Below are 17,076 nucleotides of genomic sequence, written 5' to 3' on the forward strand. Positions count from 1 at the left end.
CATGCTCGCCCACCTCCAAGGCGCCGAGCGGCTCGGCGACCCCGGTGGCACCCCCTGGGCGAGCAGTCGGTGTGGTCTCATGGCGACCATGCGCTGGTTGTCCGACCCTTCGTCGGCCGCGTTGCGTGACGCGTTGCGTGCGGCGGCCCCCGACCTCGCCGGCCTGCCGCTGTCCATGCGCGATGTCGCCGGCCGGGACGAGCCGTTGTGGCAGGCGTCGAGCGCGTTGCTGGACGACGCCTACGTCGTGAAGTTCGCATGGTCCGAGCCGGCCGCGCGGCGGGTGGGGTACGAAATGGAGATCCTGGCCGCGCTGACCGGTGAGGTGCCGTGTATCCCGCAGGTCGTCGTGGCGAGCGTCGACCCCGTCCTGCTCGTCACCCGGAAGGAGGGCGGCGACTCCCTGTTCGCCGTCGCCGACACCATGGACGTCGACCGGACCGGTGCGCAGCTCGCCGCGTTTCTCGCGGCCCTGCACCACGTACGCGTACCAGGCCTGCTCGACGCGTACGACGGACCGCAGCACCCGGCACCGACGGCGGTCCTGCGGGAGCGGCTCGGCCACTGGATGCCGGTCGACACGCGCTGGTACGGCTGGATCGACGCCACCCTCGCCTCGCCACGGCCGCCGGTGCCCTGTCACAGCGACCTGCACGGTGACAACCAGGTCTGGGCCGGCGGTGACCTGCGGCTGGTGGTCGACTTCGAGACCGCCGGGTGGGCCGAGCCCGAGTACGACCTGCGGCTGCTACCCGGCCTCGGTCCGGGCGTCGAACTGCTGCGTGCAACCGCTGCGCACTACGAGCGCGAGTCGGGACGCCTGCTCGACCTCGAACGGGTGATGGCGTGGCACGTGCGCAGCGTGCTCGGCGACGCGCTGTGGCGGTGTGCGGCCGGGGTCGCGCTGCCGGACGGCCGTACACCTGCCCGGTGGGTCGACGACCTGACCGCACGGCTCGGCGAACTGGGTGTCGGCCCGCGCTGACCCACTCAGTCGGTGCGGAGCACAGTTGCCGAACGCGCCGCCCACATCTCGCGGGTCATCTCGTACTCGACCTCACCCAGGTCCGCTCCCGGCAGCGGGTCGTCCCAGGACGGGAAGAAGGTGCGCACGTAGCGCATGCCGACGGCCTGCATCACGCCCCGGGACCCGGCGTTCACGGCCATGGTCTGCGCGATCACCCGGCTCTGCCCGATGTCGTCGAAGGCGTGCCGCAGCAGGGCGCGGGATGCCTCGCTGGCCAGGCCTTTCCTCCAGTGCCGACGGACGAGGCGGTAACCCAGGTCGGTGACGGTCGGGTCGTCGGGCTGGTCGGGGCCGTGCGCCGGCGGGAGCATCATGAGCCCGATGAACTCGCCCTCGTCCTCACTTGCCGGTGGCGTCGAGCCGCGCGCGGCGTCGGCAGACCCGAACGCCATCCAGTAGCCCAGGCCGTCCACCTTTCCGGCCAGGGCCATCCGCTGCGCATGGGAGGCGACCACCTCGTCCCTGGACCGCGCCCGGCCGAAGATGTAGCGAAGCACCTCCGGGTCGGCGTCGAGCTGGACTTCCCGTTCGAGGTGCCGGTCCGCGAGGGGGACCAGCAGCAGACGCTCGGTGCGCAAGATCGGTTGGGCCATGCGGCATACGGTCACATGACCGCGCCGACGGCGCAAACCGATTTGTCGCAGGTCACCCGGTCAGCGGCCGGGCCACCCGAGCGGGCGGCCCGGCCTGAGGTCACCGGTGTCGGGCGGGCACGGCGATGGCCCCGCACCCGGCGAATTCGTAAACCCATTGCGGGTACGACAGCGGCATGATCGCGTACGGCTTCGTGGTTCCGGCCCGTACTCCGTGGAGCGTGCGGCGATCGGTCCAGAGCATGCCGCCGTCGCGGTAGCACAGCACGTCACCCTGGCGCCCGTCCTCGCCGATCAGGTCGACGCGCCGCAGCACGCGCCCGTCGGCCAGGGAGAACTCGATGATTCCCGTGGCCTGCCTGACCCAGTCCTGCCGTGGGTCGTGGCGGAGGAACTCGACTGCGGCGATCCCGCCGGCCGCCGCCTCGATCTCGGTCACGAACCCGCCCAGGACGTCGGCCACAGGCACCTGGGCCAGCCTCTCGTTCACCCCGAGCTGAGCGGCCGTGTCGACGGCGATGTGCCGCACCCCGCCGGTCGCCGGCGAGACGATCCGCAGCGTCAACCGGGTCCGGCCGGTGCCGACGTCGGTGCACAGCAGCTCGCCCGCGTCGGTCACCGCCAGGACGGACCCCCTGTCCTCGGCGACCTCTCGCGGTGACCAGGTTCCCGGCGACACCAACCACCCGGCGCCGTGCTGGTTCATCCCGTACAGCCAGCCGCCGGAAGGCGCCCACATGAGCCCGGTCGCCGCGGGCAGCGCGTGCTCGGTGGTGCCGGTCAGGTCGCGCACCACGACCCGGTCCTTGTCCTTGCGGGCCAGCCAGCGCCCGTCCGGCGACAGGGTGTACGCGCCGGAGTCCGCCTTCGGGCTCCGCCACCAGGTGCCGTCGACCGCCACGATGTAGCCGTCGCCGCCTTCGTGCACCTCCAGCAGCAGCATCGCGCGGCCGATGGCCCGGTCGCGCGGCAGCGGCTGGGCCTGCGCGCTGCGGTCGGTGAGACCGACGGGCAGCGGCGCCGGCTCCGACGGGACGTATGGCGACGGCGACGGCGACGGGGTGTTCAACGGCGGCACGGGACCCGATCCGGACGAGCCCGGCACGAGGACTGCCAGCACTGCCGCCACCAGCGCCAGGCTCGCTGCCGCCGTGGCGGCGATCCGGCTGGTCCGGCGGCGCTTGGCCTTCGCGACCGCCGCGCCGGCGTCGGCGTACTGCCCGGCGTGTTCGGCCAGCATGGGCAGGGATTCGCGCAGCCTGGCCAGGGCGTCGTGGGTGTAGCGCTTGACCGCACCGACCGAGCAGTCCAGCGCCGAAGCGGTGTCGGCTTCGGACAGATCCTCGTAGAAGCGCAGCACCACCGTGGCGCGCTGGCGCGGCGACAGCTGGTCCAGCGCGCGATCGAGCACCATCCGGTCCAGCACCCGCTGCCCACTGTCCGGACCGGCCCGGTCGGGGACCTCCGCGACCGGCCGGGCGGGCCGGCGGCGCCACCAGGAGATCTGCTCATTGATCATGATGCGGCGCACATAGGCTTCCGGCTGGCCGCCGTCGCGGATCTGCCGCCACCGGGTCGCGGCCTTGGCCAGTGCGGACTGCACCAGATCCTCGGCCGCGTGATGCTCGCCGGTCAGCAGGAAAGCCGTGCGCGACAGAGCGCCGCCCCGCGCGACGACGAACTCCTGAAAACCCTCGTACCTGTTCAAGGGACACCTCCAACCACCAGAACGCAGCCGCCTCACGAGAGGTTGGGGTCCCCACAGCGGGTGCCGATCAGATCGGCACCCGCTGTTCCGAGGTCAGCTCAGCAGCGTGGCGGCAGGGAAGGTGCCGCTTGCCGCGGGGAGGCGGTCGGTGGTGTTGTTCTTGATATAGCCCAGGCGGAACTGGGCGCCAGGGGCGAGGCCCAGGGTGGACAGGGGGACGGCGGCCTCGATGACGGTGTCGTTGCGGATGAAGGTCATCGCGCCCAGCGGGGTCCAGGACCAGCCACTGCCGCCGTGGTCGTACAGGTTGGCGTTCTCCAGCATGTAGTCGCCGCCGGACGGGTTGGTCCAGCCGGCGGCGTTGTAGCCGGTGCCGGTGTTGTTGTCGGTGTTGAGGAAGAACTGGCCGAGCACGTTCAGGCCGGTGCCCTTGACGCACAGGTAGAGCGTGGTGCCGTTGTTGGTGACCGACACCGACTGCACGCCGGTGCCGCCGGACAGCACCGGCGTCACGCTCGCCCAGTCACCGGCCGAGCCGTCGACCGTGATCGCCGGATAACCGCCACCGGACGACGCCGTGGTGAACGTGCCGTTGGAGCCGTTGGTGGTGCCACCGGCCGAGACCGAGCGGACCCGGAACTGGTACGCCGTGCCCGGCGACAGCCCCGACAACGTCACCGAGTGGCTGGTCACATTGCTCGCACCCGTCGCCGTCGAGCCGTAGGCGGTGGAAGCGCCGTACTCCACCACCGACGTCGACGCCACGTCCGTCGTCCAGGTGACCGTCGCGCCGGTGCTGGTCACGTTGGCGTACTGCACGTTCGAGATCACCGGCGCGCCGCCCCCGCCGTCGGACCCGTTGAGCAGGGTCACCACCGGGAACGTGCCACTCGCGGCGGGGAGCCGGTCGGTGCTGGAGTTGTTCTTCAGGTAGCCCGCCCGCAGCTGCCCGCCGGGGGTCAAGCCGAGCGTGGACAGCGGGATCGCCGCCTCGACGGCGGTGTCGTTGCGCACGAAGGTGACCGCGCCGAGCGACGTCCAGGCCCAGCCACCGCCGGCGTGCCGGTACAGGTTGCCGTTCTCCAGCATGTGGTCCGCGCCGGACGGGTTGCTCCAGCCGGTGGCGTTGTACCCGGTGGCGGGGTCGTTGTCGGTGTTCAGGAAGAACTGCCCGAACACGTTGAGCCCGGTGCCCCGGGTGAGCAGGTAGAGGTTGGTGGCGTTGTTGGCCACCGACACCGACTGCACGGTGGTGCTGCCGGTCATCGCCGGAGTGATGCTCCCCCAGTCGCCGACGGACCCGTCGACGGTGATCGCCGGGTAGGAACCGCCGCCGGACGAGGCCGTGGTGAACGTGCCGTTGGCGCTGTTCGTGGTGCCCCCGGCCGAGACCGAACGGGCCCGGAACTGGTACGCCGTGCCCGGCGACAGCCCCGACAACGTCACCGAGTGGCTGGTCACGTTGCTCGCACCCGTCGCCGTCGACCCGTAGGACGTCGTCGTGCCGTAATCCACGACCGACGTGGACGCCACGTCCGTGGTCCAGGTGACCGTCGCGCCGGTGCTGGTCACGTTCGCGTACTGCACGTTCGAGAGCACCGGCGGCTGCGCCGGGGGCGGCGAGCTGGACGGTGCCGGGGACGGCGACGGTGGCGTGCCGCCGCCGGGCACGGTGAACCTCACCGACGACCCGCCGAAGTTGGCCACCCGCAGCCACGTCCACACCTCGGTGCCCGCCATCGAGGCCGGGAAGACGTAGTCGCGGTCGAACTCGAACTCGGCCCGGGTGCCCGACTGCACGACCCGCACCGGCCAGCCGCGGTTGGTCGGTGAGCTGGGGCTGCTGAACTTGAACACGTCGCCCTGGCCCGCCCCGCCGTGCGGCAGCAGGTAGGCCTGGTTCAGGTTCTCCAGGTAGAGGCGCGAGTCGGGTGAGGTCGGCCAGGACGGCTGCCAGCCGGACGGCCCGTCCTTGTCGTAGTCGAAGTAGATCATCTCCTGGGCGAGGCTGATCGTCTGCTTCGCCTCGACCATCATGAAGAACCGGTCGCCGACGAACTTCACGTACACCTTGGTGATGCCCTTGGCGTTCGCGCCCGCCGGATCGCTGAAGATCGGCGTCTCGGCGGACCACTCCCCCACGGTCCCGTCGGCGACGAAACCGCCGTAGAGGTCCGTCGGGTGGGCTCCGGTCTGGCTGGGCGCGGCCCGGCCCTGGGCGTCGAGCCAGTTCTTGGCGTCGTCGTAGACCGCGGAGTTGAAGTGGTTCGCGCCGGAGACGTCGTAGCCGAGGTACCCGGCGTTGACGACGACCTCGTTCATCCACTTCTGGGTGCTCGCGGTCGGCACCCGGAAGTCGATGATCGCGACGTTGAAGCCGTCGGCCTGGTTGGCCTGGGCGTTGACGTACTCCTTCCAGAAGCCGCCGAAGTTGTCGCGGCTGCGGTAGGTCGGCGAGGCCGGGTTGGTGTTCCAGTTGGCCTCGAACCCGGGGCTGGTGTCGTAGAAGCCCGGGATGTACGTGTTGTAGTACCAGGACTCGGTCACGAAGATGTTGATCGCGTGCCGGTACCGGGAGGCGAACTGCGAGGTGCCCTCGTCGGGGTTGAAGTACCAGTAGCCCCGGTTCGACGCGACGACCTTGCTCGGGTCGACCGCCTTGATCTTCTCCACCAGGTCAACCATGCCGCCCGCGGTGAAGCCGAAGTTGCCGCGCGGTCCCCAGGAGATGCCCGGACCCGCGCCCCCGACCGGGTCGGGGGTGTCCACGGTGTCCAGGAAGACCCCGTCGTAGTCGCCGTCGTGCACGATCTTGTCGACCTGGTACGTGACGAACTTCTGCCAGGCCGGGTCGCCGCCGTTGATGTAGCCGCCGCCGTAGGTCGGGTTGACGTCTACGGTGCCGTCGCCGTCCTTCCAGTAGCCGCCGTACAGGTAGCGGCTGTCGTTGACCCAGGTGCCCTGCTGGTCGAGATACCAGGGCATGACGCCGTTGTTGCGCCAGGTCAGGCGGTTGCCCCAGGAGGAGTAGTTGGCACCGACGGAGGTTCCCGCGTAGTTGGCGTAGCCGTCCTCGTAGGTGCCGTCCGGGGTCGCGCCGCCCTCGACGTTGAGGTAGGAGCCGGAGGCGTTGTAGTTCCACGGGTTCGGGCCGTGCAGCGGACCCGACGGGCCGCTGTAGCCCGCCGGGAGCAGGCCCAGGTCGATGCCCTTCTGGATGGTCATGTGCCCGCTGTGCCCGGGGATGATCGTCGGCAGCATCTCGCCGACCGACAGGTAGCCGAGCACGATCGCGTCGTCTGCGCTGCCGAGCACCCCGTCGACGCCGCGTTTGATCTCCTGGACCTGCGCGGAGGTGACCGACTCGAAGTAGAAGTGGTCGGCGGTCACGTTCAGCACGCGCAGGGTGGGTTCCAGGACCACCAGGTCGTACGCCTTGAGCTGGTTGACTTTCGTCTGGTCGAGCGCGCCGTACCAGAACGCGGTGCGGCTGTTCGCGCCGAGCGTGGGGACCTTGCCGTAGAACGGGGTCCGGCCGATCTCGAAGCCGGCCGCGGCCGCCGGGGCCGCCGTGACGGCGACGATCCCGGCGGTCAGCGCGGTGGCGGCGGCCAAGGCCCCGGCCAGCAGCCTGGCCCGGACGCGGCGCGTCGATGAAGTGGTGCGGTGCGGATGAGCTGTGTCGTTCATGTGCACCTCGCTTCGGGGGAAAGGGATCAGCTGACGGTGATCACTGCGGTGTAGGTCTCCGGCGAGCTGCCGGAGCCGTGGAACACCACCCGGTGCGGCCCGACGGGCAGGCCGCCGAGCACGTCGGCGGGCACCCGCCAGACGTAGCGGTCGTCGTCGCTGGACACGAGCGGGCTCGGCCCGTCGACGGGAGCCCAGCTCCAGCCGGTGCCGGTGTGGCGGTAGAACCAGGCGTTCTCGATGAGCAGGTCCGCGCCGATGCCCGCGGTCGCGAAGCCGGTGCTCGCGTCGTTGTCGACGTCGATGAACAGGTGGTGGAAGTCGAACGGCAGGTTGTACTGCGCCTGGTAGGTGACGTCGGCGGTGCCGATGGCGCCGGACGCGTCGCTGATCGGGTCGCCGGAGGGCGCCGTCGTGCTGACGGTCAGCGGCCCGGCGGCGGCCGAGCGGTTCCCGCTGCGATCGCGGGCGTACGCCGTGAACGTGTACGCCGTGCCCGGCTCCAGCCCGCTGACCGGCACGGTGACCGTGGTCCCCTGCGTGACCAGCGACGACGGCAGCGACAGCAGCGGCTGCCCGTCGACCTCCACGTCATAGCTTGCGAGGTCCGGCTCCGCCGAGGCGGCCCAGGCCAGCCGCACGCTGGCGACCTTGGTCTCGGCGGCGTGCAGCCCCGCGGGCGCGGCAGGCGCTGACGCGTCGGCTCGCGCCGTGGTCAGGCTCAGCGCGCGGCCCGGCGCGGAGACGTTGCCCGCCGCGTCGTGCGCGGTGACCGTGATCCGGTAGGTCCGGTTCGGGCTGAGTCCGTGCAGCGTGGCGACCGGCAGCGCACCGGCCGACCCCGCCACCCGCACGCCGTCGACATGCACGTCGTAGCCGGTGACCCGGCCGTGCGGGTCGGCGGCGGGCAGCCACGCGACGACGGCGTCGGTCGAACCGGTCCGGACCGGGAACGGCGTGCCGAACACGCGCGGCGCGGCCGTGTCGCCGCCATCGGCGGACGCGTCGGCGAGCTGCTGCGTCCAGTAGTCCTGCGGTGGCAGCGAATCCCACGGGTTGGCCAGCACGTCCGGGGTGACGTACAGGTAGCCGGCGTTGCGTTGCTTGCTCAGCGCGACCGCGTCGGCGAGCCGGGCGGTGGTGTCGGTGGCGTGCACCAGGTGCCACAGCCTGCGCGGGTCGAGCGCGCGGTGCCAGGTCGGCGGCTGCCAGCCGAGGTAGGTCTCGTAGGTGCCCTCGAAGGTGAGGATCACGTCGGCGGCGTCGGCGTAGCAGGGCTCGGTGTCGATACCGGGGTTGATGACGGTGAACGCGCCGGAGTTGGCGCGCTTGGCGTGCCGGTCGAGCATCCGGTAGGTGTCGACGTAGGTGTCCTGCGGGCCGCAGACGTTCTGCACCTCGTCGAAGAAGATCCCGCCGAGCCCGTCGGCGCCGTAGAGGCGGTACCAGGTGGCGATGTCCTGCTGGACCTGTGCCGCCCAGGCGGCCGGGGTGGTCTCGTTGAGCCTGGTCGCGCGGCCGGTGGTGCCGAGATAGCCCGTGGCGACGTAGCCGAGCACGCGTACGCCCGCGGTCTTGGCGGCGCTTATGGCGGCGGCGTAGTTGGGGTCGCGGGTCTTGCCGGGGCCGGAGAACGGGTTCGCGACCGCGATCCCGACGCCCGGGGTGTTCAGCTGCTGCCAGAGGGCGGCGCCGTCGCCGCCCGGGTAGAAGTACGCGGGCACCGCGAGCTGCTGCGCGATGCCGTCCGGCGGGCTGACGGCGGCCTGCGCTGGTGCCGCGGCTGAGGCGACGGTGAGCAGTGTGACGAGTACGGCCGCCGCCCGGAGGTGCAGGCGTCCGCGGCCATGCCGGTGCAGCATGGTCGTGTCTCCGATCTGGGGTCGTAGGTTCAGCCCTTGTTGCCGCTGAAGGCGATGCCTTGGATGAAGTGGCGCTGCATCACGGTGAACAGCACGATGACGGGCAGCGAGGCGAGCAGGGATCCGGCCATGAGCACCGGGTAGTCGGTCTGGAACTGGCCCTGCAGCGAGGCCAGGCCCGCCGACAGGGTCATCTGCTCGGGGTCGGTGTTGACGATCAGCGGCCAGAACAGGTCGTTCCAGGACCACAGCACGGTCAGGATGCCGAGTGCGAGCAGGCCGGGTTTGGCCAGCGGCAGCATGACCGACCAGTAGATGCGCAGCGGTCCGGCGCCGTCGAGGCGGGCCGCCTCGTCGAGTTCCTTGGGCAGGCCGAGGAAGAACTGCCGGAGCAGGAACACGCCGAACGCGGAGAACAGGCCGGGCACGATGAGCGCGGTCAGGCTGTTGAGCCAGCCCAGGTCGGCCATGATCTCGTACTGCGGGATGACGAACAGCGGCGGCGGCACCATCAGCACCGACAGGAAGATCCCGAACAGCAGGCCGCGGCCGGGGAAGCGCAGCCGAGCGAACGCGTACGCGGCCATGGAGCAGAACAGCAGCTGCCCGGCGGTGCGGGCGGCGGTCATCAGCACGGTGTTGAGGATCTGGTGGCCGAAGGGCAGCAGCTCGAACACGTCGCCGTAGTTGGACCAGCGCCAGTCGGGGGTGAAGGTGGGCGGCACCTTCGTGGCGTTGCTGAGGGTCTTCAGCGAGGTCAGGAACTGCCACAGGAACGGGCCGACCATGACCGCCGCGCCGATCAGCAGCGTGACGTGGGTCGCGGTGCGGCCGCCACGGGCCGCCGCGGGACGCTCAGCCATAGTGCACCCACCGTTTCTGCAGCCGGAACTGGATCGCCGTCAGGATCACGATGAGCACCAGCAGCGCCATCACGATGGCGGCGGCGTAGCCCCGGTCGTTGGTGTAGAACGCCTTGTCGTAGAACAGGTGCACGACGGTCTGGATACGCGGGAAGGCCGGGTTGGCCCGTGCCGACTGGCCGCTGCCGCCCATCACGTACACCAGGTCGAACAGCTGCAGCGAGCCGATGACCGACAGCACCGACACGAAGAACAGCGACGGCGACAGCAGCGGCAGCGTGATCCGGCGGAACTGCGCCAGCGCCCCGGCCCCGTCGATCGACGCGGCCTCGTAGTACTCGCGCGGGATCGCCTGCATGCCGGCCAGGAAGATGACGATGTTGTAGCCGAGGCTGGTCCAGATCCCGACGGCGACCAGCGCGTACAGGGCGGTCGCGGGGTCGGCGATCCAGTGCGGGCCCTCGACGCCGACCAGCGACAGCAGGTAGTTGATCAGGCCGTAGTCGCCGTTGTAGAGCCAGCGCCAGACCATCGCCACGGCCACCGGCATGGTGACCACGGGCAGGAAGAACAGCGCCCGGTACGCCGACACGCCGCGCAGCCGGGGCCGGTTGAGCAGGGCCGCGAACATCACCGCCAGCGGGATGCCGAGCAGCCCGAGCAGCGTGTACGCGACGGTGTTGCGCAGCGAGGTCAGCACCTCGTCGTCGGCGGCCAGGGTGCGGTAGTTGTCCAGCCCGACCCATTCGTGCCCGCCGAACGGGCCCCACTCGGTGAAGGAGAAGTAGCCGGTCTGCAGCACCGGCCACAGGTAGAACACGGCCAGGCCGAGCCCGGTCGGCGCGATGAGCAGGTAGGCCCAGGCGGCTTCGGCTCCCCGGTGCCGCCGGCGACGTCGCCGCCGGGCGGGCACCGGGGCGGGCACCGCGGTGCGGACGTCGTCCGCGGTGCCCGTCACGGTTGCTGTCATGCGGTGCTACTCCTTCGCCAGCAGGGCGTTCATCTGCGTGGCGAGTTCCTTGGCGGCCGCCTCGACGGTCACCTCACCGGTGTACGCCTTGGTGAGCTGCTTGAACTCCTCGTCGTTCCAGGCCGCGGTGTTGCGCGACACCGGGTAGGGCACCGCGTAGCTCACCGCGTCGAGGAAGACCTTGCCCTTGAACTGGGCGTTCGCGGCCAGCCAGGCGTCCTGGGTGCCGGTGTACGCCGGGATGGGGCCCTTCTTGCCGAGGATGTCGGCGGCCGGCTTGGAACCGAGGAACTTCACGAACTCCCACGCCTGCGCGGGGGCCTTCGTCTTGGCCGAGACCACGTTGGCCAGGCCGTGGATGATGGTGGCCTGCTTGACGCCGGTCGGCAGCGGGGCCGCGTCGACCCGGGTCTTGGTGTACTCGTTCTTGCCGAACTCGGACACGTTCCAGGAGCCGCCCCAGTACATGGCGAGCTTGCCCGACTCGAAGAGGTTCAGCGGGGCGGTGTCGGTCATCGTCTTGAGGTCCGGCGACTGCTTGTTCTTGATGAGGTCGGTCCAGAAGCGCAGGCCCTCGATGGTGGCCGGGTCGTCGAAGCCGGACTTCCTGCCGTCGGCGGAGATCACGTTGCCGCCGGCCTGGTAGATGGTGTTGTAGTAGTACTCCTGGCCGGCGAGGTTGGCGCCGACGGCGTAGACGCCCTTGGCCGGGTTGCTCAGCTTCGCCGCGGCGGCCTTGAAGTCGACCCAGGTCCAGCCGTCGGCGGGGTACTTCACCCCGGCGGCGTCGAAGAGTTCCTTGTTGTACCAGACCCCGACGGTGTCGAAGTCCTTCGGCAGCCCGTAGACCTTGCCCTCGAAGGTGTAGAGGTCGACCAGCGCCTTCGGGTAGACGGTCAGGTCGAGCTTGGCCTGGTCGATCTTGTCGGCCAGCGGCATGATCACGCCGTTGTCGGCGTAGAGCTGGAAGTTGACGCCGTTCATCCAGAAGACGTCCGGCGCCGCGCCGCCGGTGACGGCGGCCCGCAGCTTGGTCCAGTAGTCGGCCCACGGGGTGAGCTGGACGTTGATCGTGATGTTCGGGTGGTCCTTGGTGAAGGCGGCGGCGATCTCCTCCATCACCGGGACCTGGTTCTTGTCCCACACCGCATACGACAGGGTGACCTTCTCGTCACTGGCGGCGGGCTCGTCGCTCCCGCAACCCGCGGCGGTCACGGCGAGCGCTGCGGCCAGAACCGCGGCGGCGCCAACCCGCACTGCTTTCCACATCTGAGGAACCCTTCTCGCAAAGCCGTCATCGGGGATTCACCGGGCCGCGGTGGGGACGGACGGTGGCGTGGCACCATCCGGCGCCGCCGAGACCCGTGTCACATGTGCTAGCCCAGTATTAATGGAGTCCTGAATAAGTTTGTCAAGACCCGAACCCGGACCGCGGCATGCCGAAGTATCAACGTGCAGGTCGCAGCGGTGCTGCCACTCCGGTGCGCACGTCGAACAGATGCTCCTGCAGATGTTCGAGCGAGAGTTTCACCGCGCCGAGCGCCACCGACTCGTCGCCGAGCGTCGAGGTGAGGATCTCCGGGATGCGTACGCAACGCTTCTCGATCTCCCGGCGCAGCGGGTCGAGCAGCACGTCGGCGGAGCGGGAGAAGCCGCCGCCGAGCACCACCAGCTGCGGGTCCAGCGCCAGGACCAGCGCCGACGCGCCGAGCGCCAGCTCCTTGGCATAGCGGCGCACCACGGCCACCGCCTTGCGGTCGCCCTCGCGGGCGCTGGCGAAGACGTATCCGGCCAGGTCGTCGGGGTCGGTGCCGGCGGGCGCACCGGTCCATGAGCGCAGGTGCTCCTGCGCGCGGATCCAGCCCAGCTCGGGCAGCGCCCCGATCTCGCCCGCGGCCTGCGCGAAGCCGCGGTGCAGCTTGCCGTCGATGATCAGGCCGGTGCCCGTGCGCAGGCCCGCCAGCAGGTAGACCACGTGCTGGGCATACCGGGCCACGCCCCGCCAGGTCTCGGCCAGGGCGGCCAGCCGGCTGTCGTTCTCCACCAGCACCGTGCCGCCGACCAGGCGGCCCACGTGCTGGGCCAGGTGCACCCCGGTCCACTCGGGGAACGCCACCGACAGCACGACCCGGCCGCCCGCGTCGACCAGGCCGCTGGTGCCGACCGTGGTCGCCCAGATGTCCGCGCCGGTCAGCCCGGCCGCGGCCAGGCACTCGGCGACCGCGGCGTCGACCGCGCCGAGGCGCTCGGCCCGGCCCGCGGTGATCGCCACCGGCGTGCGCACGGTGTGCCTGACCTCGCCGTCCAGGTCGGCGGCCAGCACCCGGATGGTGTGCCCGCCGATGTCCACGCCAAGCACCCAGCCGGCGTCGGACCGGAACCGGTAGCGGCGGGCCGGGCGGCCCATCCCGCCTGCCGCGGGCTGCACCTCCTCCAGCCAGCCCTGGTTCTGCAGCTGCAGCACCACGTCCTCGGTGGAGGGCCGGGACAAACCGGTGTCGCGCGACAACTCGGTCAGCGTCAGCGCCGGTCGGCCGCGCAGCACATGCACCACCGCGAGGGCGTTGAGCTGCCGCAACCGCGAGAGATCCCCACCTGCGAGCTGTTCGGTCACGACCGGCCCCCTTTTGCACACCGCGCTGCCATGTTACTAATTATGGAGACCTTCAAAAGTAACTCCTCCACGGGATGGCTGAGATGACTGTAGACGGGGTGCGGCTGGTCGTGGCAGGTGCCGGACTGCGCGGCATCGGATACGCCCGACGCGCGGCCGCCGGCGGAACGGCCCGGGTGGTGGCGGTCGCCGAACCGGACCCCGCCCGCCGCGCGGCCTTCGCCGCCGAGTTCGGCGTGCCCGCCGACCAGGTGTTCGCCGGCTGGGCCGACCTCGCCGCCGCCGGACGGCTCGGCGACGCCGCCGTGATCGCCACCCAGGACCGCATGCACGCCGACGCGGCCGTCGCCTTCGCCGGGCTCGGTTATCACATACTCCTGGAAAAGCCGATGGCCACCACCGAGCCCGACGCGCTGCGCATCGCCGCCGCCGTCGACGCGGCCGGGGTCATGCTCGCCGTCTGCCACGTGCTGCGCTACACGCCCTACACCCGGGCGCTGAAAGGCCTGCTCGACGGCGACGCGATCGGCAAGCTCGTCAACGTGCAGCACCTGGAGCCGATCGGCTGGTGGCACTTCGCGCACTCGTTCGTGCGCGGACACTGGAACAACTCCGAGACGTCCGCGCCCCTGCTGCTCACCAAGTCCTGCCACGACATCGACTGGCTGCTCTACCTGATCGGCGCGGCCCCCAGCCGGGTCAGCTCGTTCGGCGGGCTCGCCCACTTCCGGCCCGAGCAGCGCCCGGCCGAAGCCGCCGACAACTGCCTGGACTGCCCGCTCGAACGGAGCTGCCCCTACTCCGCGCCGCGCCTCTACCGCTCCTGCCTGGGCGACCCGGCCCGCGAGTTCTGGCCACTGTCAGCCGTCACCACCGACCACACCGAGGCCGGCATCGACGCCGCCCTGCGCACCGGCCCGTACGGGCGCTGCGTCTACGGCAGCGACAACAACGTCGTCGACCACCAGGTCGTCGCGATGGAGTTCCCCGACGGCGCGACCTGCACGTTCACCATGACCGCGTTCACGCCCATGGAACACCGGCGCACCCGGCTGTTCGGCACCCACGGCTACGTCGACGGCGACGGCCGCCTGCTGCACGTCACCGACTTCCGCACCGGCGAGCAGCACACCATCGACACCGGCACGCTCGACGGCGACAGCGCGGGCGACGGCCACGGCGGCGGCGACGACGCCATCATGGACGCCTTCCTCAAGGCTGTCGCCTGCGGCGACGCGTCCGCGCTGCACTCCGACGCCGCCGCGAGCCTGGCCAGCCACCGCGTGGTCTGGGCCGCCGAGCAGGCTCGCACCACCGGTACGGTCACCGGAGGTGTCCCCACCCCCGCGTGACCGCCCGGCAGGTGCGGCCGTCGGCCACGCAAGCTCATGGCCGGCGCGCGCCGTCCGCGATCGCCTCGCGGAGTCAGGACGTGCCGAACAACTCCGCGAAGCGGCCGGTGGACAGGTCGGCGTACTAGACCGCCCGAACAGCCCGCGAGCGCGGCCGCTGCGGCTCGTGGTCGGACGACCCGGCCGCGGGCGGCGTACGGCTCAAGCGTTCAGCGAGGCGAAATAGCGGGCCGCGACGGCGGTGTGCAGGCTGAAGGCGAGCGGGGTGGCCGGGGTGACCAGCTCCCAGCCGGCCGACTCCTCGTTGGCGACCGGCGCGGGCAGGTCGGCGACGTCGCGGTGCGGCAGCAGTCCGAACACGAGCAAGGTGCCGTCGGGCGCGCTGAGCGTGTCGTACAGGCTCACATCGGCTTCGTCGGCGCGGATCCCGGTCTCCTCCCACAGCTCCCGGACCACCGCCGCCTGCCATGACTCACCGAGATCGATGAAACCTCCCGGCAGCGCCACCCGGCCCGCACCGGGCGGGATGATGCGCCGCACGCCGAGCAGCCCGTCCCCGACCGGCAGCACCGCCACGGCGACCGGCACCGGATTCACGTAACTGACCTGCTCGCAGGTCGCACACCGGCGTGGCCACGCCAGATCGGCGGCGTAGGCGGTGCCGCAGTAGGAGCAGTGGGAGTGGCGTTCCGGCATGGGCACCACGCTAGCCCGGCCGCGCTCGCGGCCTGCTGCGGCTCCCCGACCCTGCGCGACCGCCCCGCCACGAACTCCCTTGAACCCGCGCTCAGCCTGCGGCATCGTGTACGCCATGCGGCTGTTCGGGGACAGGGTCACGATGTCGCGGGCAATGCTCGTCGACGACGTCATGATCGACGACGAGATCCGGGGCAGCTGGTTCGTCACCTTCGAGCGCGCCGTGCTCATCCGCGCGGGCGAGACGCTGTGGTTCGACGGCGATGAGCCGGCCATCGACCGGCTGGACGGGACGACCTTCCGGCCGGCGTCGACGTCGGGGCCGTACTGCTGGCGCTGGCGGCTGCTCTGACCGACGTCGCCCAGCCCGTCGGCAGGTACGGCGGGTCGTGCTGCGGCGAGTCCTTTTTGTCGCCGCCGAGCGAAAGGTAGCTGCGCACGAACGAACACAGCGGGATACTCGGCCAGTGGAGATCGACGATCCCGACCTGGTGCGTTACTGGTTCGTCTTCGACCTCGCCGATCACCGGCCCCCGCCGCTGGGACCTGGTCAGGTTCGCGTCGACGGGGGCACGCTCCTGTACCGGATCCTCGAACGGGGAGCGGGCGTGACCGGCTACGACGAGCAGGACTGCCTGCGCCTGCTCGAGGATGCGGCCGGCGAGCCGCTGCCGCCCCTCGAAGTCCCCGCCCTGCGCAACCCGCCCATCGACCTGAACTGGCGCGGTCCGCTGGGCAACCCGGCGTGGCGGGGAGTCTGGTATCCGGTGGTGAACATGAGCGGCCCCGTGATCGGGCCTGCGAGTGCTCCGCGGCAGCCGGACGCGACGTAGAGACTGATCTCGACGGCCGAGAACGGACGTCAGATGTCGGCGAATTCCGGCTCCGTGTCCATCGGCGGCAATGCGCAATGTCGGTGAGCTTCGGCCGCACACTCTGCTCTGAGAAGTCACGGGTGAACTGCTAGTTTGTGGCGTGCTCGTGTTGTGGCCGGATGCAGCGGAGGTCCTGCGGGACATGATCCGCGACCAGGGTTCGGACCCGAATCGGGTGGAGAGTCCGGAGTTGGCATGGAGGGTCTTCTGGGCGTTCCTGGCGATCGACATCGACGGGCTGGAGCCGAACCAGGCAGGGCTCGAAGACGGGTTCGAGGTGTCGTGGGGCCGCCCGAGGTGGAGTGACGGACTGCCGAACCTGTCGTTCTGCAGGCATCTGACCGTGGACGCTTCCGCCACCTGGCCCGCGCCGACAGGATACGCACCCGACCATTGGAAGCTCAGCCTTGACATGGTGTTCCGAAACCGAGCCGCGTTCGCCGACGTCGGCAAGTTGAACACCCAGGGCAGCGGCGTCTATCACGGGCGGACAGGTCCTGGGATGGCCGATGCCTTGCGTGAGGTCTTGTGGGAGGTGGAGCACCTGCCGACGCTGCAGGCTCTCTGGAGGAGCACCCCGCTGTGGAGCACAGTCAGTTTCGGCTTGCGCGACCCTCGCACGCGGCCGGTCGAGAACTTTGATGCGCGGCAGAAGGCGGCGTATGACGAGTGGCGCGCGCGGCATGGTTGATCGAGTTCGCCCATTCGCCGGTCGTCACCACGGCGCTGGTCCGGTCGTCGGCTCGTTCCCCGGCAGGCTCGTGCTCACCGGCGCACCGCGGCCAGGCGCGATGCACGACGCGAAGCCCTGGCGTGAGTGCGGCTG

13 protein-coding genes and 1 pseudogene are annotated in these 17,076 nt (G+C 70.7%); 5 read left to right on the forward strand and 9 right to left on the reverse strand.

The genetic code is table 11. The features are described from left to right. The first annotated feature begins 88 nt into the window (after positions 1–88). Positions 89–985, forward strand: coding sequence for a phosphotransferase (locus tag HAV39_RS17665; RefSeq protein WP_191840311.1), 897 nt, complete (start codon positions 89–91; stop codon positions 983–985). Positions 986–990: 5 nt separating this feature from the next. Here the strand turns inward: HAV39_RS17665 and HAV39_RS17670 are convergent, their stop codons facing one another. The 8 genes and pseudogenes from HAV39_RS17670 to HAV39_RS17705 all read right to left on the reverse strand — a co-directional run bounded on the left by HAV39_RS17670 (position 991) and on the right by HAV39_RS17705 (position 13,327). Beyond that, positions 991–1,620 (reverse strand): GNAT family N-acetyltransferase, encoded by a 630-nt coding sequence (locus HAV39_RS17670; RefSeq protein WP_191840312.1) that lies wholly within the window; start codon positions 1,618–1,620, stop codon positions 991–993. Between the two features lie 1,249 nt (positions 1,621–2,869). Beyond that, positions 2,870–3,355, reverse strand: a pseudogene (locus tag HAV39_RS42720) (SigE family RNA polymerase sigma factor); the annotation flags it as partial. Positions 3,356–3,421: 66 nt separating this feature from the next. Next, a complete protein-coding gene (locus HAV39_RS17680) occupies positions 3,422–7,018 on the reverse strand; it encodes a fibronectin type III domain-containing protein (RefSeq protein WP_191840313.1) in 3,597 nt (1,198 codons plus the stop codon). Between the two features lie 26 nt (positions 7,019–7,044). Further along, on the reverse strand, positions 7,045–8,880 hold the full coding sequence (locus tag HAV39_RS17685) for a spherulation-specific family 4 protein (protein ID WP_191840314.1): 1,836 nt from the start codon (positions 8,878–8,880) through the stop codon (positions 7,045–7,047). Between the two features lie 29 nt (positions 8,881–8,909). Then, positions 8,910–9,743: a carbohydrate ABC transporter permease gene (locus HAV39_RS17690; RefSeq protein ID WP_191840315.1), complete on the reverse strand. Its 834-nt coding sequence runs from the start codon at positions 9,741–9,743 to the stop codon at positions 8,910–8,912. Then, entirely contained in the window at positions 9,736–10,713 is a 978-nt protein-coding gene (locus HAV39_RS17695; RefSeq protein WP_191840316.1) for a carbohydrate ABC transporter permease, read from the reverse strand. Before HAV39_RS17695 ends, HAV39_RS17690 begins: the two co-directional genes overlap by 8 nt. A gap of 6 nt (positions 10,714–10,719) precedes the next feature. Then, positions 10,720–11,982: an ABC transporter substrate-binding protein gene (locus tag HAV39_RS17700; protein WP_191840317.1), complete on the reverse strand. Its 1,263-nt coding sequence runs from the start codon at positions 11,980–11,982 to the stop codon at positions 10,720–10,722. 178 nt (positions 11,983–12,160) lie between these two features. Then, positions 12,161–13,327: an ROK family transcriptional regulator gene (locus tag HAV39_RS17705; RefSeq protein ID WP_191840318.1), complete on the reverse strand. Its 1,167-nt coding sequence runs from the start codon at positions 13,325–13,327 to the stop codon at positions 12,161–12,163. A gap of 83 nt (positions 13,328–13,410) precedes the next feature. Between HAV39_RS17705 and HAV39_RS17710 the strand changes: the two genes are divergently transcribed. Continuing rightward, complete coding sequence (locus HAV39_RS17710) at positions 13,411–14,679, forward strand: Gfo/Idh/MocA family protein (protein WP_191840319.1); 1,269 nt, start codon at positions 13,411–13,413, stop codon at positions 14,677–14,679. 201 nt (positions 14,680–14,880) lie between these two features. Here HAV39_RS17710 and HAV39_RS17715 read toward each other — a convergent pair whose 3' ends face one another. Next, the gene (locus HAV39_RS17715) at positions 14,881–15,375 is read right to left on the reverse strand and encodes an NUDIX domain-containing protein (protein WP_191840320.1); all 495 of its coding nucleotides are present in this window, start codon (positions 15,373–15,375) and stop codon (positions 14,881–14,883) included. A 115-nt stretch (positions 15,376–15,490) separates the two neighbouring features. Here HAV39_RS17715 and HAV39_RS17720 point away from each other — a divergent pair, with 115 nt between their 5' ends. The 3 genes from HAV39_RS17720 (at position 15,491) to HAV39_RS17730 (ending at position 16,941) form a co-directional block, all read left to right on the forward strand. After that, positions 15,491–15,727: a hypothetical protein gene (locus HAV39_RS17720; RefSeq protein ID WP_191840321.1), complete on the forward strand. Its 237-nt coding sequence runs from the start codon at positions 15,491–15,493 to the stop codon at positions 15,725–15,727. Positions 15,728–15,842: 115 nt separating this feature from the next. Beyond that, positions 15,843–16,208, forward strand: a complete 366-nt coding sequence (locus tag HAV39_RS17725; RefSeq protein ID WP_191840322.1) for a hypothetical protein — start codon at positions 15,843–15,845, stop codon at positions 16,206–16,208. A gap of 184 nt (positions 16,209–16,392) precedes the next feature. Next, complete coding sequence (locus HAV39_RS17730; protein WP_191840323.1) at positions 16,393–16,941, forward strand: hypothetical protein; 549 nt, start codon at positions 16,393–16,395, stop codon at positions 16,939–16,941. Positions 16,942–17,076 lie beyond the last annotated feature (135 nt).

The sequence above is a fragment of the Catellatospora chokoriensis genome, assembly GCF_011297315.1.
Taxonomy (GTDB): domain Bacteria; phylum Actinomycetota; class Actinomycetes; order Mycobacteriales; family Micromonosporaceae; genus Catellatospora; species Catellatospora citrea.